A 25,295-nucleotide genomic window follows, 5' to 3' on the forward strand; every position below is an offset into this window, starting at 1 on the left:
CATGGCGACGCGCAAGACCTCCCTGACGCATGTGTCCGCCGCGGGCCGGCCGACGATGGTCGACGTGGCGGACAAACCGATCACCGCGCGCACGGCGAGCGCCGAATGCCGCGTGAAATTCCCTGCCGACGTCGCGCGCCAACTGCGCGCGAGCGGCCTGCGCAGCAAGAAGGGCGCGATCGTCGACACCGCGATCATCGCCGGCACGATGGCGGTGAAAAAAACCTGGGACCTGATCCCGTTCTGCCATCCCTTGCCGATCGATGGCTGCACGTTTGCGATCGACTGGTCGCACGTCAGCGAACTCACGATCGTCTGCACGGTGCGCACCACGCATCGCACGGGCGTGGAAATGGAAGCGATGACCGGCGCGACCGTCGCCGCGCTCACGGTCTACGACATGTGCAAGGCGCTGTCGCACGCGATCGTGATCGGCCCGGCGAAGCTGGTCGGCAAGCGTGGCGGCAAGCGCGATGTCGGAGACGTCGGATGAGCGCGCGCGTGACGGTGCTGTATTTCGCCTCGCTGCGCGACGTGGCGGAGATCGACCACGAAACCTTCGAGACCAGCGCGCCGGATCTGCGCGTGCTGTATCTCGAACTGCGCGCGCGCTACGGCTTCCCCTTGTCGGTGGATCGTTTGCGCGTGGCGGTCGACGGCGAATTCGCGCGCTGGGAAGACGCACCGCGCGACGGCAGCGAGATCGCGTTCATCCCGCCGGTGTCCGGTGGCTGAAATGAACCGCTTCGCGTTGTCCGAAACACCGTTCGATGTGGCCGCATTGCGCGCGCAATTGCTCGACGCGCGCGTGGGCGGGTACGCGAGCTTCGAAGGCTGGGTCCGCGACCACAACGCCGGGCGCGAAGTCACCGGCCTGCGCTACGAGGCGTACGTGACGCTGGCGGAGGTCGAAGGTGAACGCGTGCTTGCGGAGGCCTGCGAACGCTTCGCGATCCTCGACGCGCGCTGCGTCCACCGCACGGGCGATCTGGCCATCGGTGAACTCGCCGTCTGGGTGGGCGTGGCCGCCGCGCACCGCGATGCCGCCTTCGCCGCCTGCCGCTGGATCATCGACGAGGTGAAGCAGCGCGTCCCCATCTGGAAGCACGAGCGATACGCGCAGGGCGATGCGGATTGGCTGCATCCGGCCCCAAAAGGCGATGACCCCGCCGACTGACCTCGGCACCCGCATCGACCGATACCGTTGCTGCCTTCCGGCCCTGGCGGGATTTTCGATCTAGCGTCGCGAGGGGCCGACGGGGCCACCATAGAACTGTTTCAGCACAACGGCCCGCCGGGCGGGCCGTTGCCTGGAATGTGGCGGAGAGAGCGGGATTCGAACCCGCGAAGCGGGGTTTAGCCGCTTACACACTTTCCAGGCGTGCTCCTTCAACCGCTCGGACACCTCTCCGCTGGAACCCGGAGGACGGCTTGTGACCGACGTTCGGGTCGCGAATTCTAGCCCCCGCCCCCCGATGGGACAAGCGCGGGTCGTCGCGTGGCATCATTCACGCATGTCCTATCTCGTCCTTGCGCGGAAGTGGCGGCCCCGGCGGTTTGCGGAGCTCGTCGGTCAGGAACATGTCGTGCGGGCGCTTACCAATGCGCTCGATTCCGGGCGGGTGCATCACGCCTTCCTGTTCACCGGCACGCGCGGGGTGGGCAAGACCACGATCGCGCGCATCTTCGCCAAGTCGCTGAATTGCGAGCGCGGCACGTCCGCCGAGCCGTGCGGTGAGTGCAACGCGTGCCGCGACATCGACGCGGGGCGCTTCGTCGACCTGCTCGAGATCGACGCGGCCAGCAACACCGGCGTGGACGACGTCCGCGAGTTGATCGACAACGCGCAGTACATGCCCAGCCGCGGTCGGGTGAAGGTCTACCTGATCGACGAAGTCCACATGCTGTCGAAGTCGGCCTTCAACGCGCTGCTCAAGACGCTCGAAGAGCCGCCGGGCCACGTGAAGTTCCTGCTGGCCACCACCGATCCGCAGAAGCTCCCCGTCACCGTCCTCTCGCGCTGCCTGCAGTTCAACCTCAAGCGGCTGGACGAGGCGCAGATCGGCGGCCAGATCACGAAGATCCTGGAAGCCGAAGGCATTCCCGCGCAGTCCGGCGCGATCCGCCAGCTCGCGCGCGCCGCCGACGGCAGCCTGCGCGACGGTCTGTCGCTGCTCGACCAGGCCATCGCCTACACGGGGAGCCAGCTCGACGACGCGGCCGTCGCCGCGATGCTCGGCACGGTCGATCGCACGCAGATCGCCGGCCTGCTCGACGCACTCGCCGACGCCGAAGGCGCGCGCATGCTCGACATCGTCGGCACGCTCGCCGACTTCTCGCCCGATTGGAACGGCGTGCTCGACGCGCTCGCCGATGCGCTGCATCGCGTGCAGGTGCGCCAGCTCGTGCCGGGTGCGGAGATCGATGAAGACAGCGTGCCGGTCGATGTCCTCGCGGCGAAGCTGCGGCCCGAACTCGTGCAACTCTGGTACCAGATGGCGTTGAACGGGCGCCGCGACCTGGCGCTCGCGCCGAGCCCGCGCGCCGGATTTGAGATGACGGTGTTGCGGATGTTGGCATTTCGGCCGGGGGCGTCGACTGGGGAACCGGGAACCGGGAACCGGGAACCGGGCGGAGCGCGTGGCCCGAAAGCCGCTCGCGAGGCGCTCGGAATGCAATCGGCGAGCGCGCCGAAACCGATCGCCCAGCCTTCGACACCGACACCCCTTCCGACGCCAGCTCCGGCTCGCGAAACGCAACACGCATCGGATTCCACGCCTCCCGGTTCCCCGTTCCCGGTTCCCGGCGCCACGATTCTCGACGCCCACACCTGGCCCGACCTCGCCGCCAACCTCGGCCTCGGTGGCCCCGCGAAGGAACTCGCGGCGCACGCCGGTTTCATCGCATACGAAGACGGTGTGCTGCGTCTTTCGCTTTCGCCGAACGACGATCACCTGAAGGCCGATGGCCTGGTCAAACGCCTGTCCGATGCGCTCGCGCGCACGCTCGGCGCGCCGCCGCAGATTCGTTTCGAAACCGAGTCCGCGCGGGGCGAAACGCTGCACCAGCGCACCGCGCGCGAACGCGATGCGCGCCAGGTCGCTGCCGAGGAAGCCTTCCTCGGCGACCCCGACGTGCAGCGCCTGATGCAGCGCCACGGCGCCAGCGTCGTACCCGATTCCATTCGCCCCTTCGACGACGCCTGACCGCGCCGTCGCCCCACACGAGAGACCGCCCCCATGAAGGGAAACATCGCCCAGCTCATGCAACAAGCGCAGAAGATGCAGGAAAACATGCAGCGCGCGCAGGAAGAACTCGCCCGGCTCGAAGTCACCGGCCAGTCCGGTGGCGGCATGGTGAGCGTGACGATCAGCGGCCGCATGGAATGCCGCAAGGTCCGCATCGATCCGTCGGTGCTGTCCGATCCGGAGATGGCCGAAGACCTGATCGCCGCCGCGTTCAACGACGCGGTGAACAAGGTCAACGAAGAATCGCAGTCGCGCATGTCCGCGGCCACCGCCGGCATGCCGCTTCCGCCCGGCATGAAGATGCCGTTCTGATCGTCGCCGCTTCGTGGCACTGATCGACCAACTCATCGAAGCGCTGCGCGTGCTGCCGGGCGTCGGCCCGAAGTCGGCGCAGCGCATGGCCTACCACGTGCTGGAGCGCGAACGCGTCGGCGGCAAGCGCCTGGCCGAGGTGCTCGCGCAGGCCGTGCGGGACATCCGCCACTGCGCGCGTTGCCGCGACTTCACCGAGACCGAAATCTGCGCGATCTGCGCGAGCGCCTCGCGCGACGCGCACTTGCTGTGCGCGGTCGAGTCGCCGGCCGATCGCCTCGCGATCGAGCAGGCGACCGGTTACCGCGGCCTCTACTTCATCCTGCAGGGCAAGCTGAGTCCGCTCGACGGCATCGGCCCGCGCGAACTCGGCCTGGACCAACTCGACAACCGCATGGGCGAGGGTGAGATACAGGAACTGATCATCGCCACCAACCCGACGGTAGAAGGCGAAGCCACCGCGCATTACCTGGCGCAACTCGCGCGCCGGCACAACGTGCGGCCGAGCCGGCTCGCGCACGGCGTTCCGTTGGGTGGCGAGCTGGAATACGTGGACCGCGGCACGCTGTCGCATGCCTTCGGGACGCGGAGCGAAATGCTTTGAAGGAGCAGGACATGACCGACGAAGACACCATCTTCCATCGCATCGCGCGCCGCGAGATTCCGGCGGACATCGTGTACGAAGACGACGAGGTCTTCGCGTTCCGCGACATCGCGCCCCAAGCGCCGGTGCACGTGTTGTTCGTGCCCAAGGAATCGGTGCGGACGCTGGATGCGATGAAGCCCTCGCAGGCGCAGATCGTCGGCAAGCTCGCTTACGCGGCCGCGGAGTACGCGCGGAAAGAAGGCTTCGCCGAAGACGGCTATCGCGTGGTGATCAACTGCAACGGCCACGGCGGGCAGACGGTGTTCCAGCTGCACCTGCATTTGCTGGCAGGTGCGCAGTTGGGGCGGTTCGGGACGCCGAAGTAACTGCAGGGTTATTCCTCTTCGGAAGGACGCCTCGCCACGTGACGTGGTGTGGTTCCCCTGTCGCGCCGCGGACGCGGCATCCTGCCCACCGAGGCGCGAACGCGCGGCCATCCATGGCCGCGCTCTGGTGAACCACACCACGCCACGCGTCGAGGCTCACCTGACTTGATAGGTCGTCCCTTCGCCGGACCCTCTCCCCAACCCCTCGCGGTGGAGAGGGGCTTTGCCTCTCCACCGAAGAGGAAGAAAACGAAACTGCGGTGAGCCTCGACGCGTGGCGCGATGTGGTTTCCCAGAGCACGGCCATGGATGGCCGTGCGCTCGCCCGTCGGTGGGCAGGATGCCGCTCCCGTCGGGCGACAGGGGAACCACATCGCGTCACGTGGCGAGGCGTCGTCCCGAAGTCAACGCTCTTTGCGAGCGCTCAAAAAATCACCAGTAACCCCACCACGGCCAAGGCGCCGGATACGTCAGCACGTCGACGCGTTCGCGGATCGGCCACAGGTACACGACGTCCGCGGCGACGCGCGGGAAGCGGTAGTCGAAGCCGCCGATCTTGCGCGTGTCGTAGGCCTCGATGCGGCCGGTGAAGGTGATCTCGCGATTGGGCTCGAACACCGCCGGATCGTAGAACCCGCTGCGGCACGCGATGAAACGCCCGTCGTCGGTGTCGGAGTTGTAGTGCGGACGCGCGCTGGCATCCAGCGGCGTGGCCAGCACTTCGAAGCAGGTGCTGTTGTCGCGCGGCAAGGTCTGCACGATGCGGCCGCCCCAGCGCACGACCGAACCGGTCTCGTTCGCCGCGGCCGCGTCGCGCGGCGTGACGGGCAGGTACTCACCCTGCAGGGGCGTGGGCTGTGTCGCGCAGGCGGCGAGCAACACACTCGCCATGGCCAGCGCCGCAATTCGGAACGATGTCATGGCAGGTCTCCCAGGGGGCGCCGGTTCAGGCGTCTGATGATGCATACGATACGCGCAGGCGGCGTTACGGGCGGTGCGTGCGCAGGTCGCGGAGCAGGGCGTTCAGCGATTCGACGGGTTGCCCGGGACGCATCCCATACCGCCACCGGCTGAATCGCACGCCCAGGGCGCGCAGGGCCTCGTCGCCCCCGGCGCGCGCGCGGTGGACCCGCTCGGCCCAGTCGAGCGCGGGCTCGTGCGGGGCGCGGGCCAGGCCCAGCTTCCCGTAGCAGCGGCCGAGGCGGTGCCAGGCGCGCAGCAGGGGATCGCGCTCCCGCGCATCGCGGCTGAGGAGCCACACCGTCGCGGCCAGGCACGACAGCGCGACCAGCGAGAACAGCATCAACAGCATCTCCGTGTCGATGTCGCCCAGGCCGATCGGACGGAACAGGGCCCGTTGCCGATCGGCGTTGAAGCCGAGCACGAAGTCGTTCCACCCGTTCAACATCCAGTCGCCGACATCCCACATCGGTTGCAGCGAGGCGAGCAGGTCGCCGGTGGCCGCGCGATCGGCGATGGTGTCGAACACGCGCTCGGGCGCCACCGCGGCGGTGGGATCCACGCGCACCCAACCGCGGCCGTCGGACCACACTTCGGCCCAGGCGTGCGCGTCGGAGCGGCGCACGATCCAGTACTCGCCGACCGGGTTGAACTCCGCGCCCGCGTATCCGCCCACCACGCGCGCCGGAATCCCCGCCGCGCGCATCAACACGACGAACGACGAACTGAACTGCTCGCAATACCCGCGCTTGTCGACGAACAGGAACTGATCGACCGCGTTGCGCCCCGCGAGCGACGACGCCAGCGTGTAACCGAAGTCGCGACGGATCCAGTCGAGCGCGCGCCGAACGATCGCGGCATCGTTGCTCCCGGCGTCCTGCCGCCATTGCCGTGCGAGGGCCACGGTGCGCGGATTGAAGCCTTCCGGCAATTGCAGATTGCGCGCGCGGAGGAACGGCGACAGCGTCGCATCGCCGAAGCGCGCGACCTTGCCCGAGCGCATGCGCCAGCGCGTCACCGAATCCAGCGGGCGCGACACGCGCAGGGCGCGGTCTTCGCCGAAGTACGCATTCGACGGCGCCGACAGCGGCACGTCGAGCGCGATGAGTTGCCGGCGGTCGGTCGGCTCCATCGACAACTCGTAATCCCATTGCGCGCTTGCGTCGGCGACGGGCGCGGCCGGATACGCCGTGGCCCAGCGTCCGCGCGACCACGTGCGGCCATCGAATTCGCTGAACACCGGGCCGCGGAAATACATCGCGGTCAGCGGCGGCGTGCGCCCGAAGAAACGCACGCGCGCGGCGGGCGTGTCGTCGAACATCAGGTCTTCCCACCGGCCCGGCGACATGCTGTCGGCCAGGCCCGGGCGCGACATCGCGCGATCGGGCACGCCCCACATCGGCGTGGCCAGGCGCGGGAACAGCCAGAACGCCGCCAATGCGATCGGCAAACCGAGCGCGATCATGCGGCCGGTGCTCGCCAGGCGTTTCCACCACGGCGTTTCGTCGAACAGTTCGCCCGATTCCAGGTCCGACAGGCGCTGCATCGCGATCAGCGCGCACACCACGGCGATCAACCCCAGCGCCAGCGACAACGGGCCCTGGTCGAGGAGGAAGGTCGCGAACGGCGCGAACAATGCGAAGCCGAGCAAGCTGCGCGCGTCGCGCACGCTGTCGGTTTCAGCGGGTTTCACCGCGAGCATCGCGGCGAGGATCGCGCAGCCGGTATCGCGACCGAAGTTGACGCCCATCGTCGCGAACACCGCGCCGGCCAGGCCGAGCGCAAGCAACACGCGCAACCACGCCGGCAACGGGCGCCGCCACGCGCCGAGCGCAACGGCGAAGCCGGCTACCGCAATGCCGGTCGCGAGTTTCGGATCCAGCCGCAACAGCAAGGGCACGACGCACGCGGCGCCGGCGATCAGCACCATCGCGCGGGAACGCGGATCCAGGCGAATGCGCGCGGAAGCGGGCGCGGCGCTCACGCGTGCCCCGGCAGCAAGGCGAGTGCGCGCAGGCACGCATGGCGATGCGCGGGCCCGTGCGCGGGACCGATCGGCGCATGCCCCGGCACCACGAGGCGATAACGGCGCGCGTCGCGTTCGGCTTCATCGACCCAGCGCGCGAGGCGACGGATGCGCGCTTCGGTGTCCAGGCCGGTCAGCGCTCGCCAGTCGAGCACGATGTCGGCCGACTGCGGGCGTTCGTATTCGCGCACCAACAGGTTGCCGTGGCGCGCGGTGGGTTTCCAGGCGATCGTGCGCGGCGGATCGCCGCGACGATAAGCGCGCAGATGGTGCACGTCGTCGCCGAGCGGATGCAGGCGCGCGGCCGCGGCTTCGCCGGCGCCTTCGGGCAGCGGCGGGCCGTCGGCTTCGGGATGCGGATACACGAGCAAGGGTTGCTCCGGCCAGATCCACGACCACGCGCGCACGATGCCGAGCGGGCGCGTGGTCGAGACGCGCAGGCGCGGCACGTCGAACCAGCCGCGCTTGGTCGTCGGCAACGCGATTTCCGCATCGCCGGCGCCCTCGTTCAACGACAACTTGCCTGCACCGCCTTCGCAATCCACGCGCATGCCGCGACGTGCGCGGCCGCGGCGATCGGCGCGCGCGTGGATGCGCACGAGGATCGTCGCGCCGGCGGGTACCGGATCACCGCCCACCGCGACGAAGCGCAGCCCGCTCAACTGCAGGTGCGCGCTGAGCATGCTCGTCAGCGCCGCGCCCGCGAGCAGCAGCATCAACAGCAGCGCCGGATTGTTGTTGTAGTTGAGCGCGCCCAGGCCCATCGCCACGAGCGCGGCGGAAAAGAACAGGCCGAAGCGCGTGGGCAGCACGTAGATGCGGCCGCGATGCAGTTCGATCGGAACCGCTTCCGGCGCGCGAGGGCGCGCGAACTTCTCGATCCATGCGCGCAGCGCGTGCAGCCAACCGCGCATGGTCAGTCGACGGGGACCGCGTGCAGGATCGCGCGCGCCAGCGATGCACCGTCGCCGGCATCGGCGTCCGCCACCAGGCGATGCGAGGCGACCGGCGCGAACAGGGCCTGCACGTCTTCGGGCACGACGTGTTCGCGACCGAGCAACAACGCATACGCACGCGCGGCCCGCAGCAAGGCCAGGCCCGCGCGCGGCGATAGCCCCACGCGCACGCCCGGATGACGGCGGCTGCGCGCCAACAACGCCTGCACATAGGAGACGAGCGGATCGCCCGCATGCACATCGCTCGCGGCGGTGCGCAACGCAAGCACATCGGCGTTGCCGAGGATCGGTTTGGCCTGCGCGATCAATTCGCGGCGGTCGGTGCCCGCGAGCAGCGCGCGTTCGGCCTCTTCGCCGGGATAGCCGAGCGTCAGGCGCAGCAGGAAGCGATCGAGCTGCGAATCCGGCAACGGATACGTGCCCGCCAGATCCACCGGGTTCTGCGTGGCGATCACGAAGAACGGCGAGGGCAGGGCGTGCGTGCGCCCATCGACCGTCACCTGGTGTTCGGCCATCGCTTCGAGGAGTGCGCTCTGCGTGCGCGGCGGCGCGCGGTTGATTTCGTCGGCGAGCAGCACGTGCGCGAAGATCGGTCCGGGATGGAAATCGAACCTGCGCGATTGCGCGTCGAACACCGACACACCGAGGATGTCGGCCGGCAGCAGGTCGGAGGTGAACTGCACGCGCTGGAACCCGAGGCCCAGCGTGGCCGCCATCGCATGGGCCAGCGTGGTCTTGCCCAGGCCGGGCAGGTCCTCGATCAGCAGATGGCCGTCGGACAACAGCGCCACGAAGGCCAGCCGGACTTCCTGCACCTTGCCCAGCACCAGCGTGTTGACCTGGTCCTGGCCATCCCCGAGGGCCTGGCGGAGCGCATCGGGTAGCATCTTCGCGGCCGGGAGTGCGGACATATGCTTCCTGCTGGGTTGGGCGCGTGTGCGATGAGTGTACGAGTTCGAGTCTAACGAGGCCGGGGTCGATGCGGAACGAACAAGACGCACGACGCGCACGAAGCGCGTTCCTGTGGACATGGGCTGCGGTGGCGGCGATCAAGCTGTTGGTCGCCGTGCGCCTGCCCCCGTTCGTGGACGAAGCCTTCTACTGGCAGGAGGGCCGCCATCTCGCGCTCGCGTATTCCGACGTGCCGGGCCTGACGGCCTGGCTCGCGCGCCTCGGGACCAGCATCGCGGGGACGAACGTCTTCGGCCTGCGCTGGCCGTTCCTGTTGCTCGGCATGGCCTTGCCGTGGATGGTCGTGCGCATCTCGCGACAGGCCTATGCGCCGCAGGAAGGCGACCGCACGGGCGAAGTCTTCGCGTGGCAGGCCGGCTTGCTCGCGGTGCTGCTGCCTTTGGGCGGCTCGCTCGGCTTGCTCGCGGTGCCCGACGTGCCGCTCGCGTTCGCGACGCTGTTGTGCGTGGATGCCGGCGTGCGCTTGTTGCGCAAGGTCGAACCCGCCGGCGCGCTCGAACTCGCCGCGGGCCTGGCGATCGGTGCGTTGAGCCACTATCGCTTCGCGGCGGTGATCGGCGTGGGCATGATCGCATTCCTGGTGATCCCGCGCGGGCGCCACGTGTTGAAGGACGTGCGCACCTGGGTCGCGCTCGCGATCGGCGCGATCGCGTGGACGCCGCTGATCGTGTGGAATCTCGACAACGCCGATGCGGGCCTGCGCTTCCAGCTCGTCGATCGCCATCCGTGGGATTTTCATTTCGACGGCGCGTGGTTCTTCGTCGTGCAGGCGCTGCTCGCAACGCCGCTGTTGTTCGCCGCGATGGCGCACGCCGCGGTGCGCGGCTGGCACGGGCAGGGCGCGGACGATCGCAACCATGCGAAGTATTTCGCGCTGATCGGCGGCGGCACCGTCGTCGCGTTCTGCTTGCTCGGGTTCTTCGCCGACAACGAGCGCATCAGTTTCCACTGGACGCTCGCGGGCCTGTACGCGCTGTTGCCGCTCGTGCCCGCGACGCTCGCGCAATGGCCGCGCGGATGGCGGCGTGCGACGTGGATCCTCGCGCTTGCGGGCCTGGTGGCGATCCTCGGGTATTACGTCGTCGTCTCCAGTCCCGCCGCGCGAGCGCGCTTCGCGGCGGCGAAGTGGTATCCGGCCAATTTCGCGGGCTGGGATGCGCTGGCCGACGCCGTGCGCGACGAACGCGCGAAGATGCCACCCGACGCGCGCATCGTCGCCGACAACTTCAAGATCGGCAGCGAACTGGGCTTCGCGCTCGATGATCCGAACATCGCGGTGCTACCGCATGGCCTCAACACGCGGCACGGTCGCGCGCCGCAGCTGGATGTGTGGAAGTTGCTCGCGCACGATCGCGCGGCGCTCGGCGAACGCCCGTTGTTGCTCGTGGTCGGTGCGTCGGAAGTGCGGTATCGCGAGTTGCTGCAGCACTACCACGCGCTGTGCGACCTGATGGGCCCGCTGCCGCCACCGCGCGTGGTGAACATCGACCACGGGCGCCAGCGGTTCGTCCTGTTCCGCATGCCCGCCAAGCGCGCGAGCGGCGAATGCACGGCGCCGGCGATGGCCTACATCGATTCGCCGCGGGCGAAGGCACGCGTGTCGCGCGATTTCGAAGTCGCCGGTTGGGCGTTCAAGGACGGCGTGGGCATCGCGCGCGTGGAAGTCACGCTGGACGGCGAAGTCATTGGCCTGGCCGACTACGGCCAGCAGCACGTCGGCATCCGCGGTTACTGGCGCGAATCCAACGACCCGCAACATCCCTATGTCGCGTGGACCGCGCGCGTGCGCGCCGGCTCGGTGTCGCCGGGCGTGCATTGGCTCGGGCTGCGCCTGACGGGACACGATGGCAGCGTCGAACAGTGGTCCGAACAACCGCTGCGCATCGTCGACTGAAAAATCAGGGCAACGGGTAGCCCGCCGCGCGCAACATGCGCGCGGTCGCGATCATCGGCAGGCCGATCAATGCGGTCGGATCCTGGGTTTCGATCGCGTCGAACAGGGCGATGCCGAAGCCTTCGGACTTGAAGCTGCCCGCGCAATCGAAGGGTTGCTCGGCATCGACGTAGCGTTCGACTTCTTCGCGCGACAGCGGCCGGAAGCGCACGCGCGTGGCATCGACCGAATCGAACGCGACTTCGCCGCGCCGCACGCTCACCGCGGTGCGGAACATCACGGCGCGCGCGGACATCGACAGCAGTTGCTCGATGGCCGCCTCGCGGTGGCCGGACTTGCCGAGCGGCGTGCCGTCGAGGTCGGCGACCTGGTCCGAGCCGATCACCCACGCGTCGGGATGCGCCGCCGAAACGGCTTGGGCCTTGGCGCGCGCCAGGCGCAGGGCCAGCGCCGCCGGCGTTTCGCCCGGGGCCGGGGTCTCGTCGACCTCGGGCCGCACGACGTCGAAGGGCAGGCGCAGGCGGCCGAGCAGCTCGCGCCGGTAGGGCGAGGTGGAGGCGAGGATCAGCTTCATTCAGGCCAGCGGCGCGCGGGCGCGTTCGATCAGCGCGAGCTGGGTCTCGATGCGGCCGCGGGCGGCGTCGATCGACGCGCGCACGGTCTGCAGTTCCTCCAGCGAGGCCGTCTGGCCGTGCTGCTGGAGCCACAGCCGCTGGCGGAGCATTTCGCGCAGGGCGACCTGGACCGGGTTGTCCTCGTCGCCCGCCACCGCCTCGATTTCGGCCCGCGCGATGCGCAGCCGCGCTTCCAGGGCGTCGGCGGAGTCCAGCAGCGCGGCCACGGCCCGCTGGCGGCCCCGGCCGGCCTGGCGCCGCATCAGGACAATGAACAGGGCCACGAGGACCCCCGCGGCGATGAGGATCAGGAGGGTGGTGGTCACGCGGGCTTCCGTGGAAAATCTTCACGCAGTCTGCCGTCCGATTCCCTGCCTTATCAAGCAGTTCGAAGTCGGCTGGTTTGACACCGATGGGGTGCGTGCCTAACAATTCCCGGCTTATGTCCGCCGAATCGCCTAACCATTTGGCCGGTCACCCGCGAGGGCTCCCGGAACAACTGGATGCCTGGCGCATGGTCGCCGCGCAACGCACCTTCGAAGGCGCGCTGCCGCTGGCCGGCATGCAGCGGTTGAAGGGCGCACTCGCGGACACCGAAGGCAGCGCACGCGTCGAGGTCGAATTCGGCCAGGACATGTTGCGCATCCCCTTCGTCGAGTTGCGGATCGACGCAAAGCTCCCGCTGGAATGCCAGCGCAGCCTGCAGAAATTCGCACTGCCGGTGACGATCGTGCAACGGCTCGGTCTGATCCGCGACGAAGAAGGGGAGAATGCATTGCCGGAAGGCTACGAGGCGCTGTTGATCGGCGACGACGGCCTGCTGCGGCTCGCGGAACTGGTGGAGGACGAACTCATCCTCGCCGTCCCCGTGGTTCCCGTGGCGCCCGGTACCGAAGCGGTCGAGCGCGACTGGACCGCAACGGAAGAAGAAATGCAGCGTGCCAGCCCGTTCGCAGGGTTGTCCGCGCTGAAGGACAAACCGAAGGGCTGATCGCAGCCTTTCGACAATTCAAAAAGCTTTCATCGGAGCAAGACCATGGCTGTCCAGAAGTCCCGTGTTTCCCCGTCCAAGAAGGGCATGCGCCGTTCGCACGACGCCTTGACGGCCAAGCAGCTGTCGACCGACCCGACCACGGGTGAGACGCACCTGCGCCACCACGTGACTGCCGACGGTTACTACCGTGGCAAGAAGGTCGTGCCGTCGAAGAGCCGCGTCGTCGAAGAATGACGTTCGCGTCGCCGGCGCTCCAATGCGCCGGCGCACCCAGGCCAACCCCACTCAGGGCAGGGGCATGACCCAGCAAGTGTTCGCGCGCATCGCCGGTACCGGTAGCTATTTGCCGGAAAAGGTCCTCACCAACGACGATCTCGCAAAGCTCGTCGATACCAGCGATGAGTGGATCCAGGCGCGTACGGGTATCCGCGAGCGCCACGTGGCCGCCGAAGGCGAAACCACGGGCGATCTCGCGTACCACGCCGCCGTCCGCGCGCTCGAAGCCGCGGGCGTGCAGGCCTCCGAACTCGACCTGATCGTCCTGGGCACCACGACGCCGGACCTCGTGTTCCCGTCGACCGCGTGTCTGGTGCAACACCGCCTCGGCGCACTCGGTTGCCCCGCGTTCGACGTCAACGCCGCGTGCTCGGGCTTCGTCTACGCGCTGACGGTCGCCGACAAGTTCATCCGTTCCGGTGCGGCGAAGACCGCGCTCGTGATCGGTTCGGAAACCCTGACCCGCATGGTCGACTGGACGGATCGCACCACGTGCGTGCTGTTCGGCGACGGCGCGGGCGCCGTCGTGCTCAAGGCCGACAGCGACACGGGCATCCTCAGCACGCACATGCACGCCGACGGCAGCCGCAAGGAATTGCTGTGGAGCCCGGTCGGCGTCTCGGTCGGCTTCAAGGCCCAGGAAAACGGTGGCGTGCGCATCCAGATGAGCGGCAACGATGTGTTCAAGCACGCCGTGAAAGCGCTCGATTCGGTCGTCGAAGAAGCGCTCGAGGCCAACGGCCTGGATCGCCACGACATCGACTGGCTGATCCCGCACCAGGCCAACCTGCGCATCATCGAAGCCACGGCCAAGCGCCTGGACATGCCGATGGAGCGCGTGGTCGTCACGATCGACAAGCACGGCAATACCTCGTCGGGTTCGGTGCCGCTGGCGCTGGACGAAGCGGTGCGCTCGGGCAAGGTGCAGCGCGGGCAACTGGTGCTGCTGGAAGCCTTCGGCGGCGGCTTCACGTGGGGCTCGGCGCTGCTTCGTTACTGATCGTTCGCGCCGCATTCGCGGCGACGTACTCCGCAGTACACGAATGACGGCCCGCTCCCTACATACGTCGTCGTACAGACGCCTTGCGGCGAACGCACTTATCATGCCGCCCTCTTTGCATCGGGTGATCGCGTGACCAACCCCCAACTCGCCTTCGTGTTTCCCGGACAGGGCTCGCAATCGGTCGGCATGCTTGCCGAACTGGCGGCGGGCGACGCGCACGTGCGCGCGGCGTTCGACGAAGCCTCCGAAGGCGCGGGCGCGGATCTGTGGTCGCTTTCGCAGCAGGGCCCGGAAGACCAACTCAACAAGACCGAATTCACGCAGCCCGCGCTGCTCGCCGCCGGCGTCGCCGCGTGGCGCGCATGGCTGGCGCGCGGTGGCGCGCAGCCGGCGTTGTTCGCGGGCCACAGCCTCGGCGAATACGCCGCGCTCGTTGCGGCCGGTGCGCTCTCGTTGCATGACGGCGCGAAGCTCGTCCGTCTGCGCGGTCAACTCATGCAGGACGCCGCGCCCGCCGGCACCGGCGCGATGGCCGCCGTGCTCGGCGCCGAAGACGCGCTCGTGCTCGAAGTCTGCAAGGAAGCCTCGGGCGACGACATCGTCGTGCCCGCCAACTTCAATTCGCCGGGCCAGATCGTCATCGGCGGTCACGCCGGCGCGGTGGATCGCGCGCTCGAACTGCTCGCCGCACGCGGCGTGCGCAAAGCGGTGAAGCTCGCCGTCAGCGTGCCGTCGCACACGCCGCTGATGCGCGAAGCCGCCAACCGTTTGTCCGAAGCGATGAACGCGCTCGCATGGTCGGCGCCCGATCGCCCGGTCGTGCAGAACGTCGATGCCGAAGTGCATGAAGGCGTGCAGTCCATCCGCGATGCGCTCGTGCGCCAGCTCTACCTGCCTGTGCAGTGGACCGGTTGCGTGCAGGCGCTCACCGCGCGCGGGACCACGCGCATCGCCGAATGCGGCCCGGGCAAGGTACTGACGGGTTTGGTCAAACGCATCGACAAGTCGCTCGACGCGCGTGCGATCGGCACGCCCGCGGAGATGGATTCCGCGCTCACCGAATGGAGCCAGGCATGAGCGAACACGTATTGAAGGGTGAAGTCGCATTGGTGACCGGCGCCAGCCGCGGCATCGGTGCGGCGATCGCCGACGAACTCGCCGCGCTCGGCGCGACCGTCATCGGCACCGCGACCAGCGACAGCGGCGCGGCCGCCATCGGCGAACGCCTCGCAGGCAAGGGCGGCCACGGCCGCATGTTGAACGTCACCGACGGCGCGTCGGTCGATGCGCTGATCGATGCGATCGGCAAGGAATTCGGCGGCGTCTCCATCCTCGTCAACAATGCCGGCATCACGCGCGACAACCTGCTGATGCGCATGAAGGACGAAGACTGGCAGGCGATCCTCGACACCAACCTGACGAGCGTCTACCGCACCTCCAAGGCCGTCATGCGCGGCATGATGAAGGCGCGCAAGGGCCGCATCATCAACATCGCCTCGGTCATCGGCGTCACCGGCAACGCAGGGCAGGCGAACTACGCCGCCGCGAAGGCCGGCATCATCGCCTTCAGCAAATCGCTCGCGAAGGAAATCGGCAGCCGCGGCATCACGGTCAACGTGGTCGCCCCGGGCTTCATCGCCACCGACATGACGGCCGGCCTGCCCGAAGACGCCAAGGCCGCGCTCGTCGGCCAGATCGCGCTGGGCCGCCTCGGCGAACCGGCGGACATCGCCCGCGCCGTGGCCTTCCTGGCCGGCCCGTCGGCGGCCTACATCACCGGCGAGACCCTGCACGTCAACGGCGGCATGTACATGCCCTGACGGCCGGGCTTCTCGGTCACCCCAATACACCCGAAATACACCCCACCGGCTTGCCGGGCGCGGCCTCCACGCGCCGCCCCCCGGCTTCCACTACACTACCCGCCTGAACAGACTCCCTGGAGGAGCACGATCCATGAGCAGCATCGAAGAACGCGTCAAGAAGATCGTCATCGAACAGCTTGGCGTCAAGGAAGAAGAAGTGACCAACAGCGCTTCGTTCGTCGACGACCTCGGCGCCGACTCGCTCGACACCGTCGAACTGGTGATGGCGCTCGAAGAAGAATTCGAGTGCGAGATCCCGGACGAAGAGGCCGAGAAGATCACCTCGGTGCAGCAGGCCATCGATTACATCAAGGCGCACGTCAAGGCCTGACACCTGGCCTGACGTCGCAGCCACGGGGCCGCTTTCGCGGCCCTGTGTGTTTCTGCGATTGCATTCGCCGCCGTACGTGACCATCTGAGTCCGGCGGGTCCAAGAGTTGAGGAGCTATCTATGCGTCGCGTCGTCGTAACGGGTATGGGCATCGTCTCGCCGCTGGGCAATGACCTGGCAAGCACGTGGGACGGCATCGTCAACGGGCGTTCGGGCATCGGCCCGGTGACGCATTTCGATGCATCCGGCCTGACCACGCGCATCGCAGGCGAAGTGCGCGACCTCGACGTCAGCCGCTGGGTGGGGCCGAAAGACCTCAAGAAGATGGATGTGTTCATCCATTACGGCGTCGCCGCTTCGATGATGGCGTTGGAAGACGCTGCGCTGACCATCGACGATTCCAACGCAGAGCGCATCGGCGCGCTCATCGGTTCCGGCATCGGCGGCCTGCTCGGCATCGAAGAACAGACCATCAAGGCGCACGAAGGCGGCCCGCGCAAGATCTCGCCGTTCTACGTGCCCAGCACGATCATCAACATGGTTCCCGGCCAGGTGTCGCTGCTCACCGGCGCCAAGGGCCCCAATTTCTCCGCGGTCTCCGCGTGCGCCACGTCGAACCATTCGATCGGCATGGCCATGCGTTTGATCCAGCACGGCGACGCCGACGTGATGTTCGCCGGTGGCGCCGAACGCGGCTCCACGCCGACGTCGATGGGCGGCTTCTGCTCGATGAAGGCGATGTCCACGCGCAACGACGACCCGCTGCGCGCTTCGCGCCCGTGGGACAAGGACCGCGACGGCTTCGTGCTCGGCGACGGCGCGGGCATCCTCATCCTCGAGGAATACGAACACGCGAAGGCGCGCGGCGCGCGCATCTACTGCGAGCTCGCCGGTTTCGGCGCCAGCTCCGACGCCTTCCACATGACCGCGCCGAGCGAAGACGGCGACGGCCCCGCGCGTTGCATGGCCGCGGCCTTCAGGGACGCGAAGATCAACCCCGACCAGGTCGAATACCTCAACGCGCACGGCACCTCCACGCCGCTGGGCGACGTGGCCGAAACGCTCGCGATCAAGCGCGCGCTCGGCGACCACGCGTACAAGACGATGGTCAGCTCCACCAAGTCGATGACCGGCCACCTGCTCGGCGCCGCCGGCGGTGCCGAAGCGGTGTTCTCGGTGATGGCGCTGCACGACGGCATCATTCCGCCGACGATCAACCTCGACAATCCCGGCGAAGGATGCGACCTGGATTACGTGCCCAACGTGGCCCGCGAGAAGAAGATCGACATCGCGGTGTCGAACGGCTTCGGCTTCGGCGGCACGAACGGCACGCTGGTGTTCCGTCGCATCTGACGCAGGAGACGGGCACGTGCTCGTCACGCACCAACTCGACCCCACGCTCGACCTGCTGGCACTCCACCGGCAGGCGCCTGCGCGCTATCCGGTGTTGCTCGAATCCAGCGCGCACGGCACCGCGCAGGGGCGATGGGACATGCTGTTCGTCGATGGCGGGCAAACGCTGCGGCTGGATCGCGACGGTGTCGTGCGCGACCAGGACGACCGCACGATCGACGGTGATTTTCTTTCCGCGCTCGACGCTGCGTGGCGCGATGCACGCGTAGCGCGCGACGAACCGCGCTGGCCGTTCCGCGGCGGTTGGGTGGTGTTCCTCGCCTACGAACTGGCTGGCGAAGTCGAACCGGTGTTGCGATTGCCGCAGGCGCAAGGCGGCGTTCCCGTCGCGTATGCGATGCGCAGTCCTGCTGCCGTGCTGCGCGACCACGCGACAGGTGAAGTGTTCGCGGTCGCGGAAGTCGCGCAACGCGAATGGATCGACACGCTCCTCGCCGATGCGCGCGCTGCGGCCACGTTGCCGCCGCTGCCGGAATGGCGCGCGCCCGCTTCGGTCATCGAGGACGAACCCGAACGCTTCACGCAAGGCGTCGAACGCGTCATCGAACATCTCGCCGCGGGCGATGTGTTCCAGGTGAATCTCTCGCGCGGTTGGCGCGCGCGTTTCGATGCGCCGTTGCCGCCCGCCGAATTGCATGCGCGCTTGCGCACGGCGAATCCCGCGCCGTTCGCCGGCCTGTTCGCAGGACCGGATTGGGCGATCGTCAGTTCGTCGCCCGAGCGCCTGGTTTCCATTCGTGGCGATGCGGTGGAGACGCGCCCGATCGCCGGCACGCGCCCGCGCTTGCCCGGCGACGATGAAGCCGCGCGCATCCGCGAATTGGTCGGCCATCCGAAGGAACGCGCCGAACACGTGATGCTCATCGACCTGGAACGCAACGACCTCGGCCGCGTTTGCACGCCGGGCAGCGTCGAAGTCGATGAGCTGATGACCGTCGAAAGCTACGCGCACGTGCACCACATCGTGAGCAACGTGCGCGGGCGTTTGCGCGACGACGCCACGCCCGGCGACGTGATCCGCGCGGTCTTCCCCGGCGGCACGATCACCGGTTGTCCGAAAGTGCGCTGCATGCAGATCATCGCCGCGCTGGAGGGGCAGGGGCGCGGCGCGTACACCGGCGCGTTCGGCTGGTTGAACCGCGACGGCGACCTCGACCTCAACATCCTCATCCGCAGCGCGGAACTCGAAGGCGACACGCTGCGCTTCCGCACGGGCGCGGGCATCGTCATCGACTCGGTGCCGCAGCGCGAACTCGACGAAACGCGCGCGAAGGCACGCGGCTTGCTGCGCGCGCTGGGCGCGGGCGAATGAGCGGTCGCTCGTTCATCGGCGAGACGCGCATCGAGGCCTTGCCGGGCGACGCGCGCGGATTCGCGTATGGCGACGGCCTGTTCGAAACGATGCGCGTGCACCAGGGCGTGGTGCCGTGGTGGGCGGCGCATCGTGCGCGCCTGGAAGCGGGCGCCGCGCGTTTGCGCTTGTCCCTGCCGACGGCGACAACGATCGAGGGCGTGCTCGCCGAATTGTTCGACGATCAGGGCGACGGTGTCGCAAAGCTGATCGTCACGCGCGGCGGTGGCGGTCGCGGCTACGCGCCAGCGCTCGACGCACCGCCCGTCTGGCGGCTCTCGCGCCATCCGTTTCCCCAAGCCCCGCGCGCCGGCGGCCTCGTGTTGCGCTGGTGCGAGACCCGACTCGCCGTGCAACCCGCGCTCGCCGGCCTGAAGCATTGCAATCGCCTCGAACAGGTCCTCGCCCGCGGCGAGTGGAACGACCCCACGATCGAAGAAGGCCTGATGCGCAGCACCGACGGCGACGTGGTGTGCGCGACGGCCGCGAACCTGTTCGTCCTTCACGGCACTCGCTGGTCGACGCCGCGCATCGACCGATGCGGGGTGGCCGGCACGTGCCGTGCGTGGCTCCTGTCGCAAACCGGCGCGGCGGAAGTCCGCATGGCGCCGGCGGAGGTCGAAACCGCCGACGCAGTCCTGCTCTGCAACGCGGTGCGGGGTATCCTGCCCGTGGCCCGGCTTGGCGAGCGCGTGTTCGCGCCGCATCCGGCCGTGGCGGAACTCGCGCAGCGCCTGGCGCATGCGCATCCGGGCTTCGCCGCAGGACCTTTGCTTTGACCACGGAGGTGGCGTGACACGCAGTCGACGCAGCCGGCGCCAGCCCGGCCCACGCCGCAGTCGCGGCATTTCCAAACTCTTCGTGCTCGTCGTGCTGCTCGCATTGGCGGGCGCGGCGTTCTGGGCATACCAGCGCTACACCGGCTTCGCCGATGCACCGATGGCGGGCATCGAGCAGGGCGAAACGCTCGTCGTGGAGCCCGGCGACTCGCTGGCCAAGGTGGTCGGGCGCTTGCGTGCCTCGGGCGTGGACGTCGGCCATCGCGTCGAATGGCAGTCGCTCGCGCGCGAACTCGGCGCGGCCAACAAGCTCCAGGTGGGCGAATACAAACTCGAACCGGGCATGTCGCCGCGCGACGTGCTCAAGGCCCTGCGCGACGGCAAGGTGATCAGCCGCGGCTTCATGATCGTGCCCGGCTGGACGATGCGCGACCTGCGCGCCGCGCTCGCACGCAACACCGCGCTCCAGCACGAAACCGGCGACATGACCGACGCCGCACTGATGGCGAAGCTCGGTCACGCGGGCCAGCATCCGGAAGGGCGCTTCCTGCCGGAGACCTACCAGTTCGTCCGCGGCGACAGCGACCTCGACGTCCTGCGTCGCGCGCACGAAGCGATGGCGCGTGCGCTCGATGAAGCGTGGGAAGCGCGCGCGAAGGACACCGTGCTGAAGTCGCCCGACGAAGCGCTGATCCTGGCCTCGATCGTGGAAAAGGAAACCGGCGTCGCCGACGAGCGTCCGCAAATCGCGGGCGTCTTCGCGCGGCGCCTGAAGCTGGGCATGCGCCTGGAAACCGACCCGACCGTCATCTACGGCATGGGCAGCGCGTACGCCGGCAACATCCGCAAGGCGGACCTGCAGGCCGTCACGCCCTACAACACCTACAAGATCACGGGCCTGCCGCCGACGCCGATCGCGATGCCCGGCATCGACGCCTTGCGCGCGGCCACCAATCCCGCGGGCGGTGATGCGCTGTACTTCATGGCCGTGGGCGACGGCAGCGGGCGCCACGTGTTCAGCAGGAACTACGCCGAACACCAGGCTGCGTGGCGCGCGTACATGGCGCGCTATCGCGCAAAGAATCGGACGCAATGAACGGCCTGGTGACGCAGCCACGCCTGATCACGCTCGAAGGTGGCGAGGGCGCCGGCAAGTCCACGGTGCTCAACGCGCTGCGCGATGCGTTGATGGCGACGGGTGCCGAAGTCGTGTGCACGCGCGAACCCGGCGGCACGCCGCTGGCCGAGCGCATCCGCGAATTGCTGCTCGATCCCTCGCACGAGCCGGCGTCGGCGGAAACCGAACTGTTGCTGATGTTCGCCGCGCGCGCGCAACACGTTCGCGAAACGCTGCTGCCTGCACTGCAACGCAACGCGTGGGTGTTGTCGGATCGCTTCACCGGTTCCAGCTTCGCCTACCAGGGCGGTGGACGCGGGCTGGATCCTGCGTTGATCGCCGAACTCGAACGCCGCTTCGTCGTCGTACGCCCGGGGCTGACGCTGTTGCTCGACCTCGGCGTGCAGCAGGGCCGCGAACGCACGCGCGGGCGCGACCTCGTGCCCGACCGCATCGAACGCGAGCGCGATGAATTCTTCGAACGCGTGCGTGCCGCCTATCTCGCGCGCGCCGGCGCCGAACCCGAACGCATGCGCGTGATCGATGCCTCGGCGTCCGCCGAAGATGTCGCGTTGCGCGCCACCACGCTGCTGCAGCACTACATCGAGCACGGCCTGTGACACCGCTCGCGCCCTGGCAGCAACGCGTTTACGAACACCTGCTTTCGGTGCACGAAGCCGGCCGGCTCGGGCATGGCGTGTTGTTCGTCGGTCCGGCGGGCATCGGCAAGCGCGCGGTCGTCGAACGGCTGGCGCAGCGCGTGTTGTGCCGGCAACCGCCCGCATCGGGACTGCCGTGCGGGACGTGCAAGAGCTGCCAGTTGTTCGCGGCGGGCACGCATCCGGATTACCGGTTCGTCAGTTTCCTTCCGAATACGGAAGGCACGAAGCTGCGCACCGAGATCGTCATCCAGCAAATCCGCGAACTCTCCGAACGCCTGGCGCTCACGCCGCAGTTCGACGGCGCGCAGGTCGCGCTGATCACGCCGGCCGACGCGATCAACCACGCCGGCGCCAACGCGCTGCTCAAGACGCTCGAAGAACCGCAGCCGGGCCGCTATCTCTGGTTGCTCAGCGCGCATCCCTCGCGCCTGCCCGCGACGATTCGCAGCCGCACGCATCGCGTCGAATTCCACCTGCCGCTGCGCGCCGAGGCGCTGGCCTGGCTGGTCTCGCAGGGTCACAAGCCCGCGGCCGCCGAGGAAGCGCTCGATGCCGCGCGCGGGCATCCGGGTTTGGCGGACGAATGGCTGCGGAACGACGGGCTCGCGTTGCGTCGCCAGGTCGCGGCCGATCTCGACAAACTCGCACAGGGCACCGCCGGCGCGCTCGCCACGGCGCAGGCGTGGGTGGCCGATGAACACGCCGGATTGCGTCTTCGTCATGCAGCGGACCTCGCTTTGCAACGGGCTTCGAGCTTGACCGATCCGGGTCGAACCCGCAGTCTGGCCGCGTGGTTCGACGCAGCGAACGCAACCCGCGATCTGTTGCGCACCACGGTTCGCGCGGATTTGGCGGTCACGGAATTGTTGTTGGCCTGGCGCGGCGATGCGCCGGCGCCGGTCGCACGAGGGGGCAGGGGATGAGCGCAGTGGCAGGGGCAGGCGGGGCACGGCAGGGCATCCTGTCGCTCGCCATCAAGGACAAATCGGCGCTGTACAACGCGTACATGCCGTACCTGAAATCCGGCGGCATCTTCGTGCCGACGCCCAAGCGTTATTTCCTCGGCGACGAGGTCTTCCTGCTTTTGACATTGCTCGAAGAAAAGGATCGCCTGCCGGTCGCCGGCAAGGTCGTCTGGGTCACGCCCCCGGGCGCGCAGGGCAATCGCGCCGCCGGTATCGGCGTGCAGTTCGCCGACAGCGCCGAGGGCGAAGCGGTGCGCCACAAGATCGAAACGATTTTGGCGGGTACGCTGACGGCGGATAAGCCTACGCACACGATGTAGGGCGCGGGGGGGTTATCCCCCTCGAGCGCGCTTTGCGCGCTCGATCCCCCTTGGAAGGGGGATGAGGGCCGCGCTTGGATCAGCGCAGCGCCGGGGAATCCCACCCCACGCGCGGCGCAAAGCGCGCACCGTACTTCGCTTCCAGCGCCTTCAACTTCGCAACCAGCACATCTGCACCCACCGCACGAATGTGCTGGATCGGGCCGCCGCGGAACGGTGCGAAGCCGGTGCCGAAGATCACGCCCGCATCGAGCAGGTCGCCGTCGGCGACGACGCCATCGTGCAGGGCCGCGACCGACTCGTTGAGCATCGGCAGGATCAGGCGATCTTCCAGGTCGTCGGGCGCCTTGAAGTCCTTCGGCAATTCCGGCTTGCGCGGCTTGCCGTCTTCCCACGTGTAGAAACCCTGGCCGTCTTTCTTGCCGCGCTTGCCCGATTCGAGCTTGTTCTCCAGGCCCGCGGGAATCGGCAAGCCGAGGAACGGGGCAAGTTCACGCCCGACGCTCGCCGCGACATCCAGCCCCACCGTGTCGACCAATTCGATCGGCCCCATCGGCATGCCGAACTTCACCGCCGCCTTGTCGATCGCCGGGCCGGGGATGCCGTCGGCGTACGCCGCCATCGCTTCGAGCATGTACGGGAACAACACGCGATTGACGAGGAAGCCCGGCGTGCCCGCAACGGGCACCGGCAGCTTGTCGATCGCGCGGCAGAACGCGGCGAGGCGACGTTCGGTGTCTTCGGCCATCGCGTCGTGGCGGATGATTTCCACCAGCGGCATCAGCGCCACCGGGTTGAAGTAGTGCAGGCCCGCGAACCGCGCCGGCTGCGCGAGGCCTTCGCGCAATTCCGTCAGCGGAATCGACGAGGTGTTCGTCGTCAGCAGCGCATCGGGTTTCAGGTGCGGCGCGACTTCCGCGTACAACGCGCGCTTCGCATCCGGGCGTTCGATGATCGCTTCGATCACCAGGTCCGCGTTCTGCACGCCTTCGCCCATCAGATCGCCACGCAAGCGCGCGGCCACCGCCGGACGCTTGGCTTCATCCTTCACGCGCTTGGCGAACAAGTCCTGCGCACGCGTCAGCGCGGCGTCGATGAAGCGCTGCTCGCGATCGGCGAGTGTGACTTCGAAACCCTTGTACGCCGACCACGCCGCGATATCGCCGCCCATCACGCCCGCGCCGACGACGTGCACGCGCGCGATGCCGTGATCCTTTCCGCCCAGCCCCTTGAGACGTTCCTGCAGGAAGAACACGCGCGTGAGATTGCGCGCGGTCGGAGTGGAAGCAAGCTTCATCACCGACTTGCGTTCGGCGGACAGCAGCGATTGCACGCCGCCACTGGCGCGACGCCAGGTTTCGATCAACGCGTACGGCGCGGGGTAATGATCCTTGCGCGCCTTGCGTGCGACCTGCTTGGCGAGCATCGGCGCGAGCGCCTGACGCGCGGGCCACGTGTTCGTCAGCCACGCGAGCGCGCGCTGCTTGAACGGACGCGCGGTGCCCTTGCGCGCGAGTTCGATCGCAGCGTCGGTGAGCATCGCCGGTTCGACGACCTTGTCGACGAGACCGATCGCCTTCGCCTGCTTGGCCGACAGCGCGCGGCCGGTGAGCATCATGTCGAACGCCGCCGGCGCTCCCACAAGCCGCGGCAAGCGCACGCTGCCGCCCCAGCCCGGATAGATGCCGAGTTTCACTTCGGGCAGGCCCATGCGGGTGGAGGCATCGTTGGAGGCCACGCGATACCGGCAGGCAAGCGCCAGTTCGGTGCCGCCGCCCATGCAGTGGCCGTGGATCGCGGCGACCGTGGGGCAGCGCAGTTCCGCCAGCCGCTGGAACACCTGCTGGCCGCGACGCAGCGCATCACCGACCGTGCCCTTCGCGTCGAACGCCGCGAATTCGCGGATGTCGGCACCGGCGATGAAGCCCGCGGCCTTGGCCGAGCGCACCACCAGGCCCTTGGGCGGGTCCAGCGCGAGCCGCTCCAAGATGCCGTCGAGTTCGAGCAGCACGTCCTGCGCCAGCGTATTCACGCTTTCGCCGGCGCGGTCGAAGCTGAGCACGACGATGCCGTCGGCGGCGGATTCGACACGCCAGTGCTGGAAGCGCAAACCATCGAGACCAGCGAGCATGCGGCCACCATCCGACGAGGTACGGGAGAGGGTCTATGATCCCGGCGACGTTTGGATGCCGTCAATGCCGTCCCCATTAGAGTCGGGTCGACCTCGATTCGGCGGGCAGCGCCATTGAACTTTCCTGCCGCCGACTT

28 protein-coding genes, 1 tRNA gene and 1 other RNA gene are annotated in these 25,295 nt (G+C 68.4%); 21 read left to right on the forward strand and 9 right to left on the reverse strand.

Going from position 1 to position 25,295, the window contains the following annotated elements; genetic code table 11:
- Position 1: 1 nt before the first annotated feature.
- Genes moaC through GN331_RS08320 form a run of 3 tightly spaced genes read left to right on the forward strand, consistent with a single transcriptional unit; the run spans position 2 to position 1,177 of the window.
- The gene (gene moaC / locus GN331_RS08310) at positions 2 to 493 is read left to right on the forward strand and encodes a cyclic pyranopterin monophosphate synthase MoaC (RefSeq protein WP_156641519.1); all 492 of its coding nucleotides are present in this window, start codon (positions 2 to 4) and stop codon (positions 491 to 493) included.
- Complete coding sequence (locus tag GN331_RS08315; RefSeq protein ID WP_156641520.1) at positions 490 to 735, forward strand: MoaD/ThiS family protein; 246 nt, start codon at positions 490 to 492, stop codon at positions 733 to 735. The genes moaC and GN331_RS08315 overlap by 4 nt, the downstream gene beginning before the upstream one ends.
- A 1-nt stretch (position 736) precedes the next feature.
- Entirely contained in the window at positions 737 to 1,177 is a 441-nt protein-coding gene (locus GN331_RS08320) for a molybdenum cofactor biosynthesis protein MoaE (RefSeq protein WP_156641521.1), read from the forward strand.
- On the opposite strand, the gene ffs is transcribed toward GN331_RS08320, so the two are convergent.
- Together ffs and GN331_RS08330 are read right to left on the reverse strand one after the other, a co-directional pair.
- Positions 1,164 to 1,260, reverse strand: an RNA gene (gene ffs / locus GN331_RS08325) — signal recognition particle sRNA small type. The genes GN331_RS08320 and ffs overlap by 14 nt on opposite strands.
- A gap of 58 nt (positions 1,261 to 1,318) precedes the next feature.
- Positions 1,319 to 1,411 (reverse strand) — tRNA-Ser (locus GN331_RS08330).
- Between the two features lie 103 nt (positions 1,412 to 1,514).
- On the opposite strand from GN331_RS08330, the gene dnaX reads away from it, so the two are divergent.
- The 4 genes from dnaX to GN331_RS08350 are packed head-to-tail and all read left to right on the forward strand — an operon-like array spanning position 1,515 to position 4,532.
- A complete protein-coding gene (gene dnaX, locus GN331_RS08335) occupies positions 1,515 to 3,206 on the forward strand; it encodes a DNA polymerase III subunit gamma/tau (protein WP_156641522.1) in 1,692 nt (563 codons plus the stop codon).
- 33 nt (positions 3,207 to 3,239) lie between these two features.
- On the forward strand, positions 3,240 to 3,560 hold the full coding sequence (locus tag GN331_RS08340; protein WP_156641523.1) for a YbaB/EbfC family nucleoid-associated protein: 321 nt from the start codon (positions 3,240 to 3,242) through the stop codon (positions 3,558 to 3,560).
- Between the two features lie 13 nt (positions 3,561 to 3,573).
- Positions 3,574 to 4,164, forward strand: coding sequence for a recombination mediator RecR (gene recR / locus GN331_RS08345; RefSeq protein ID WP_331713416.1), 591 nt, complete (start codon positions 3,574 to 3,576; stop codon positions 4,162 to 4,164).
- A gap of 11 nt (positions 4,165 to 4,175) precedes the next feature.
- Positions 4,176 to 4,532, forward strand: coding sequence for a histidine triad nucleotide-binding protein (locus tag GN331_RS08350; RefSeq protein WP_156641524.1), 357 nt, complete (start codon positions 4,176 to 4,178; stop codon positions 4,530 to 4,532).
- A gap of 432 nt (positions 4,533 to 4,964) precedes the next feature.
- Here GN331_RS08350 and GN331_RS08355 read toward each other — a convergent pair whose 3' ends face one another.
- The 4 genes from GN331_RS08355 to GN331_RS08370 all read right to left on the reverse strand — a co-directional run bounded on the left by GN331_RS08355 (position 4,965) and on the right by GN331_RS08370 (position 9,385).
- Positions 4,965 to 5,453, reverse strand: coding sequence for a Slp family lipoprotein (locus tag GN331_RS08355; protein ID WP_156641525.1), 489 nt, complete (start codon positions 5,451 to 5,453; stop codon positions 4,965 to 4,967).
- 64 nt (positions 5,454 to 5,517) lie between these two features.
- A complete protein-coding gene (locus GN331_RS08360) occupies positions 5,518 to 7,422 on the reverse strand; it encodes a transglutaminase TgpA family protein (RefSeq protein WP_156642020.1) in 1,905 nt (634 codons plus the stop codon).
- A 50-nt stretch (positions 7,423 to 7,472) separates the two neighbouring features.
- On the reverse strand, positions 7,473 to 8,432 hold the full coding sequence (locus GN331_RS08365) for a DUF58 domain-containing protein (RefSeq protein ID WP_156641526.1): 960 nt from the start codon (positions 8,430 to 8,432) through the stop codon (positions 7,473 to 7,475).
- 2 nt (positions 8,433 to 8,434) lie between these two features.
- Positions 8,435 to 9,385, reverse strand: a complete 951-nt coding sequence (locus GN331_RS08370) for an AAA family ATPase (RefSeq protein ID WP_156641527.1) — start codon at positions 9,383 to 9,385, stop codon at positions 8,435 to 8,437.
- A gap of 68 nt (positions 9,386 to 9,453) precedes the next feature.
- On the opposite strand from GN331_RS08370, the gene GN331_RS08375 reads away from it, so the two are divergent.
- On the forward strand, positions 9,454 to 11,340 hold the full coding sequence (locus GN331_RS08375; protein ID WP_156641528.1) for an ArnT family glycosyltransferase: 1,887 nt from the start codon (positions 9,454 to 9,456) through the stop codon (positions 11,338 to 11,340).
- A gap of 4 nt (positions 11,341 to 11,344) precedes the next feature.
- Here GN331_RS08375 and GN331_RS08380 read toward each other — a convergent pair whose 3' ends face one another.
- Both GN331_RS08380 and GN331_RS08385 read right to left on the reverse strand, forming a co-directional pair.
- A complete protein-coding gene (locus GN331_RS08380; protein ID WP_156641529.1) occupies positions 11,345 to 11,914 on the reverse strand; it encodes a Maf family protein in 570 nt (189 codons plus the stop codon).
- Entirely contained in the window at positions 11,915 to 12,280 is a 366-nt protein-coding gene (locus GN331_RS08385) for a hypothetical protein (protein ID WP_156641530.1), read from the reverse strand.
- 116 nt (positions 12,281 to 12,396) lie between these two features.
- Between GN331_RS08385 and GN331_RS08390 the strand changes: the two genes are divergently transcribed.
- From GN331_RS08390 to GN331_RS08450, 13 genes are all read left to right on the forward strand, one after another.
- Positions 12,397 to 12,945, forward strand: a complete 549-nt coding sequence (locus GN331_RS08390) for a YceD family protein (protein ID WP_156641531.1) — start codon at positions 12,397 to 12,399, stop codon at positions 12,943 to 12,945.
- A gap of 45 nt (positions 12,946 to 12,990) precedes the next feature.
- Positions 12,991 to 13,182: a 50S ribosomal protein L32 gene (gene rpmF / locus GN331_RS08395; protein WP_156641532.1), complete on the forward strand. Its 192-nt coding sequence runs from the start codon at positions 12,991 to 12,993 to the stop codon at positions 13,180 to 13,182.
- A 64-nt stretch (positions 13,183 to 13,246) separates the two neighbouring features.
- Entirely contained in the window at positions 13,247 to 14,224 is a 978-nt protein-coding gene (locus tag GN331_RS08400; RefSeq protein ID WP_156641533.1) for a beta-ketoacyl-ACP synthase III, read from the forward strand.
- Positions 14,225 to 14,356: 132 nt separating this feature from the next.
- Positions 14,357 to 15,304 (forward strand): ACP S-malonyltransferase, encoded by a 948-nt coding sequence (fabD, locus tag GN331_RS08405; protein ID WP_331713418.1) that lies wholly within the window; start codon positions 14,357 to 14,359, stop codon positions 15,302 to 15,304.
- Positions 15,301 to 16,047, forward strand: coding sequence for a 3-oxoacyl-ACP reductase FabG (fabG, locus tag GN331_RS08410; RefSeq protein WP_156641534.1), 747 nt, complete (start codon positions 15,301 to 15,303; stop codon positions 16,045 to 16,047). The genes fabD and fabG overlap by 4 nt, the downstream gene beginning before the upstream one ends.
- Positions 16,048 to 16,180: 133 nt before the next feature.
- On the forward strand, positions 16,181 to 16,420 hold the full coding sequence (acpP, locus tag GN331_RS08415) for an acyl carrier protein (protein WP_036169052.1): 240 nt from the start codon (positions 16,181 to 16,183) through the stop codon (positions 16,418 to 16,420).
- A 120-nt stretch (positions 16,421 to 16,540) separates the two neighbouring features.
- Positions 16,541 to 17,773, forward strand: coding sequence for a beta-ketoacyl-ACP synthase II (fabF, locus tag GN331_RS08420; RefSeq protein ID WP_156641535.1), 1,233 nt, complete (start codon positions 16,541 to 16,543; stop codon positions 17,771 to 17,773).
- Positions 17,774 to 17,789: 16 nt separating this feature from the next.
- Complete coding sequence (locus GN331_RS08425) at positions 17,790 to 19,145, forward strand: aminodeoxychorismate synthase component I (protein WP_331713419.1); 1,356 nt, start codon at positions 17,790 to 17,792, stop codon at positions 19,143 to 19,145.
- A complete protein-coding gene (gene pabC / locus GN331_RS08430; protein ID WP_156641536.1) occupies positions 19,142 to 19,963 on the forward strand; it encodes an aminodeoxychorismate lyase in 822 nt (273 codons plus the stop codon). The genes GN331_RS08425 and pabC overlap by 4 nt, the downstream gene beginning before the upstream one ends.
- 82 nt (positions 19,964 to 20,045) lie before the next feature.
- Positions 20,046 to 21,059, forward strand: coding sequence for an endolytic transglycosylase MltG (gene mltG / locus GN331_RS08435; protein WP_425489281.1), 1,014 nt, complete (start codon positions 20,046 to 20,048; stop codon positions 21,057 to 21,059).
- Positions 21,056 to 21,700, forward strand: a complete 645-nt coding sequence (gene tmk / locus GN331_RS08440; protein WP_156641538.1) for a dTMP kinase — start codon at positions 21,056 to 21,058, stop codon at positions 21,698 to 21,700. The genes mltG and tmk overlap by 4 nt, the downstream gene beginning before the upstream one ends.
- On the forward strand, positions 21,697 to 22,665 hold the full coding sequence (locus tag GN331_RS08445) for a DNA polymerase III subunit delta' (protein ID WP_331713420.1): 969 nt from the start codon (positions 21,697 to 21,699) through the stop codon (positions 22,663 to 22,665). The genes tmk and GN331_RS08445 overlap by 4 nt, the downstream gene beginning before the upstream one ends.
- Positions 22,662 to 23,027: a PilZ domain-containing protein gene (locus GN331_RS08450; RefSeq protein ID WP_156641539.1), complete on the forward strand. Its 366-nt coding sequence runs from the start codon at positions 22,662 to 22,664 to the stop codon at positions 23,025 to 23,027. Before GN331_RS08445 ends, GN331_RS08450 begins: the two co-directional genes overlap by 4 nt.
- Before the next feature lie 79 nt (positions 23,028 to 23,106).
- Here the strand turns inward: GN331_RS08450 and GN331_RS08455 are convergent, their stop codons facing one another.
- The gene (locus tag GN331_RS08455; RefSeq protein ID WP_156641540.1) at positions 23,107 to 25,158 is read right to left on the reverse strand and encodes a 3-hydroxyacyl-CoA dehydrogenase NAD-binding domain-containing protein; all 2,052 of its coding nucleotides are present in this window, start codon (positions 25,156 to 25,158) and stop codon (positions 23,107 to 23,109) included.
- Between the last annotated feature and the right edge of the window lie 137 nt (positions 25,159 to 25,295).

Source organism: Noviluteimonas gilva, from assembly GCF_009740395.1.
GTDB classification, from domain to species: Bacteria; Pseudomonadota; Gammaproteobacteria; order Xanthomonadales; family Xanthomonadaceae; genus Noviluteimonas; species Noviluteimonas gilva.

Excerpts from the sequence above, each read along its gene's own strand:
- GN331_RS08320 (WP_156641521.1), top strand. The coding sequence starts at position 737 with ATGAACCGCTTCGCGTTGTCCGAAACACCGTTCGATGTGGCCGCATTG.
- GN331_RS08340 (WP_156641523.1), top strand. The coding sequence starts at position 3,240 with ATGAAGGGAAACATCGCCCAGCTCATGCAACAAGCGCAGAAGATGCAG.
- fabG (WP_156641534.1), top strand. The coding sequence starts at position 15,301 with ATGAGCGAACACGTATTGAAGGGTGAAGTCGCATTGGTGACCGGCGCC.
- moaC (WP_156641519.1), top strand. The coding sequence starts at position 2 with ATGGCGACGCGCAAGACCTCCCTGACGCATGTGTCCGCCGCGGGCCGG.
- GN331_RS08365 (WP_156641526.1), bottom strand. The coding sequence starts at position 8,432 with ATGCGCGGTTGGCTGCACGCGCTGCGCGCATGGATCGAGAAGTTCGCG.
- GN331_RS08370 (WP_156641527.1), bottom strand. The coding sequence starts at position 9,385 with ATGTCCGCACTCCCGGCCGCGAAGATGCTACCCGATGCGCTCCGCCAG.
- GN331_RS08315 (WP_156641520.1), top strand. The coding sequence starts at position 490 with ATGAGCGCGCGCGTGACGGTGCTGTATTTCGCCTCGCTGCGCGACGTG.
- GN331_RS08380 (WP_156641529.1), bottom strand. The coding sequence starts at position 11,914 with ATGAAGCTGATCCTCGCCTCCACCTCGCCCTACCGGCGCGAGCTGCTC.
- fabF (WP_156641535.1), top strand. The coding sequence starts at position 16,541 with ATGCGTCGCGTCGTCGTAACGGGTATGGGCATCGTCTCGCCGCTGGGC.
- dnaX (WP_156641522.1), top strand. The coding sequence starts at position 1,515 with ATGTCCTATCTCGTCCTTGCGCGGAAGTGGCGGCCCCGGCGGTTTGCG.
- rpmF (WP_156641532.1), top strand. The coding sequence starts at position 12,991 with ATGGCTGTCCAGAAGTCCCGTGTTTCCCCGTCCAAGAAGGGCATGCGC.
- GN331_RS08455 (WP_156641540.1), bottom strand. The coding sequence starts at position 25,158 with ATGCTCGCTGGTCTCGATGGTTTGCGCTTCCAGCACTGGCGTGTCGAA.
- pabC (WP_156641536.1), top strand. The coding sequence starts at position 19,142 with ATGAGCGGTCGCTCGTTCATCGGCGAGACGCGCATCGAGGCCTTGCCG.
- GN331_RS08350 (WP_156641524.1), top strand. The coding sequence starts at position 4,176 with ATGACCGACGAAGACACCATCTTCCATCGCATCGCGCGCCGCGAGATT.
- GN331_RS08355 (WP_156641525.1), bottom strand. The coding sequence starts at position 5,453 with ATGACATCGTTCCGAATTGCGGCGCTGGCCATGGCGAGTGTGTTGCTC.
- GN331_RS08360 (WP_156642020.1), bottom strand. The coding sequence starts at position 7,422 with ATGGTGCTGATCGCCGGCGCCGCGTGCGTCGTGCCCTTGCTGTTGCGG.
- tmk (WP_156641538.1), top strand. The coding sequence starts at position 21,056 with ATGAACGGCCTGGTGACGCAGCCACGCCTGATCACGCTCGAAGGTGGC.
- GN331_RS08450 (WP_156641539.1), top strand. The coding sequence starts at position 22,662 with ATGAGCGCAGTGGCAGGGGCAGGCGGGGCACGGCAGGGCATCCTGTCG.
- GN331_RS08400 (WP_156641533.1), top strand. The coding sequence starts at position 13,247 with ATGACCCAGCAAGTGTTCGCGCGCATCGCCGGTACCGGTAGCTATTTG.
- GN331_RS08375 (WP_156641528.1), top strand. The coding sequence starts at position 9,454 with ATGCGGAACGAACAAGACGCACGACGCGCACGAAGCGCGTTCCTGTGG.
- acpP (WP_036169052.1), top strand. The coding sequence starts at position 16,181 with ATGAGCAGCATCGAAGAACGCGTCAAGAAGATCGTCATCGAACAGCTT.
- GN331_RS08390 (WP_156641531.1), top strand. The coding sequence starts at position 12,397 with ATGTCCGCCGAATCGCCTAACCATTTGGCCGGTCACCCGCGAGGGCTC.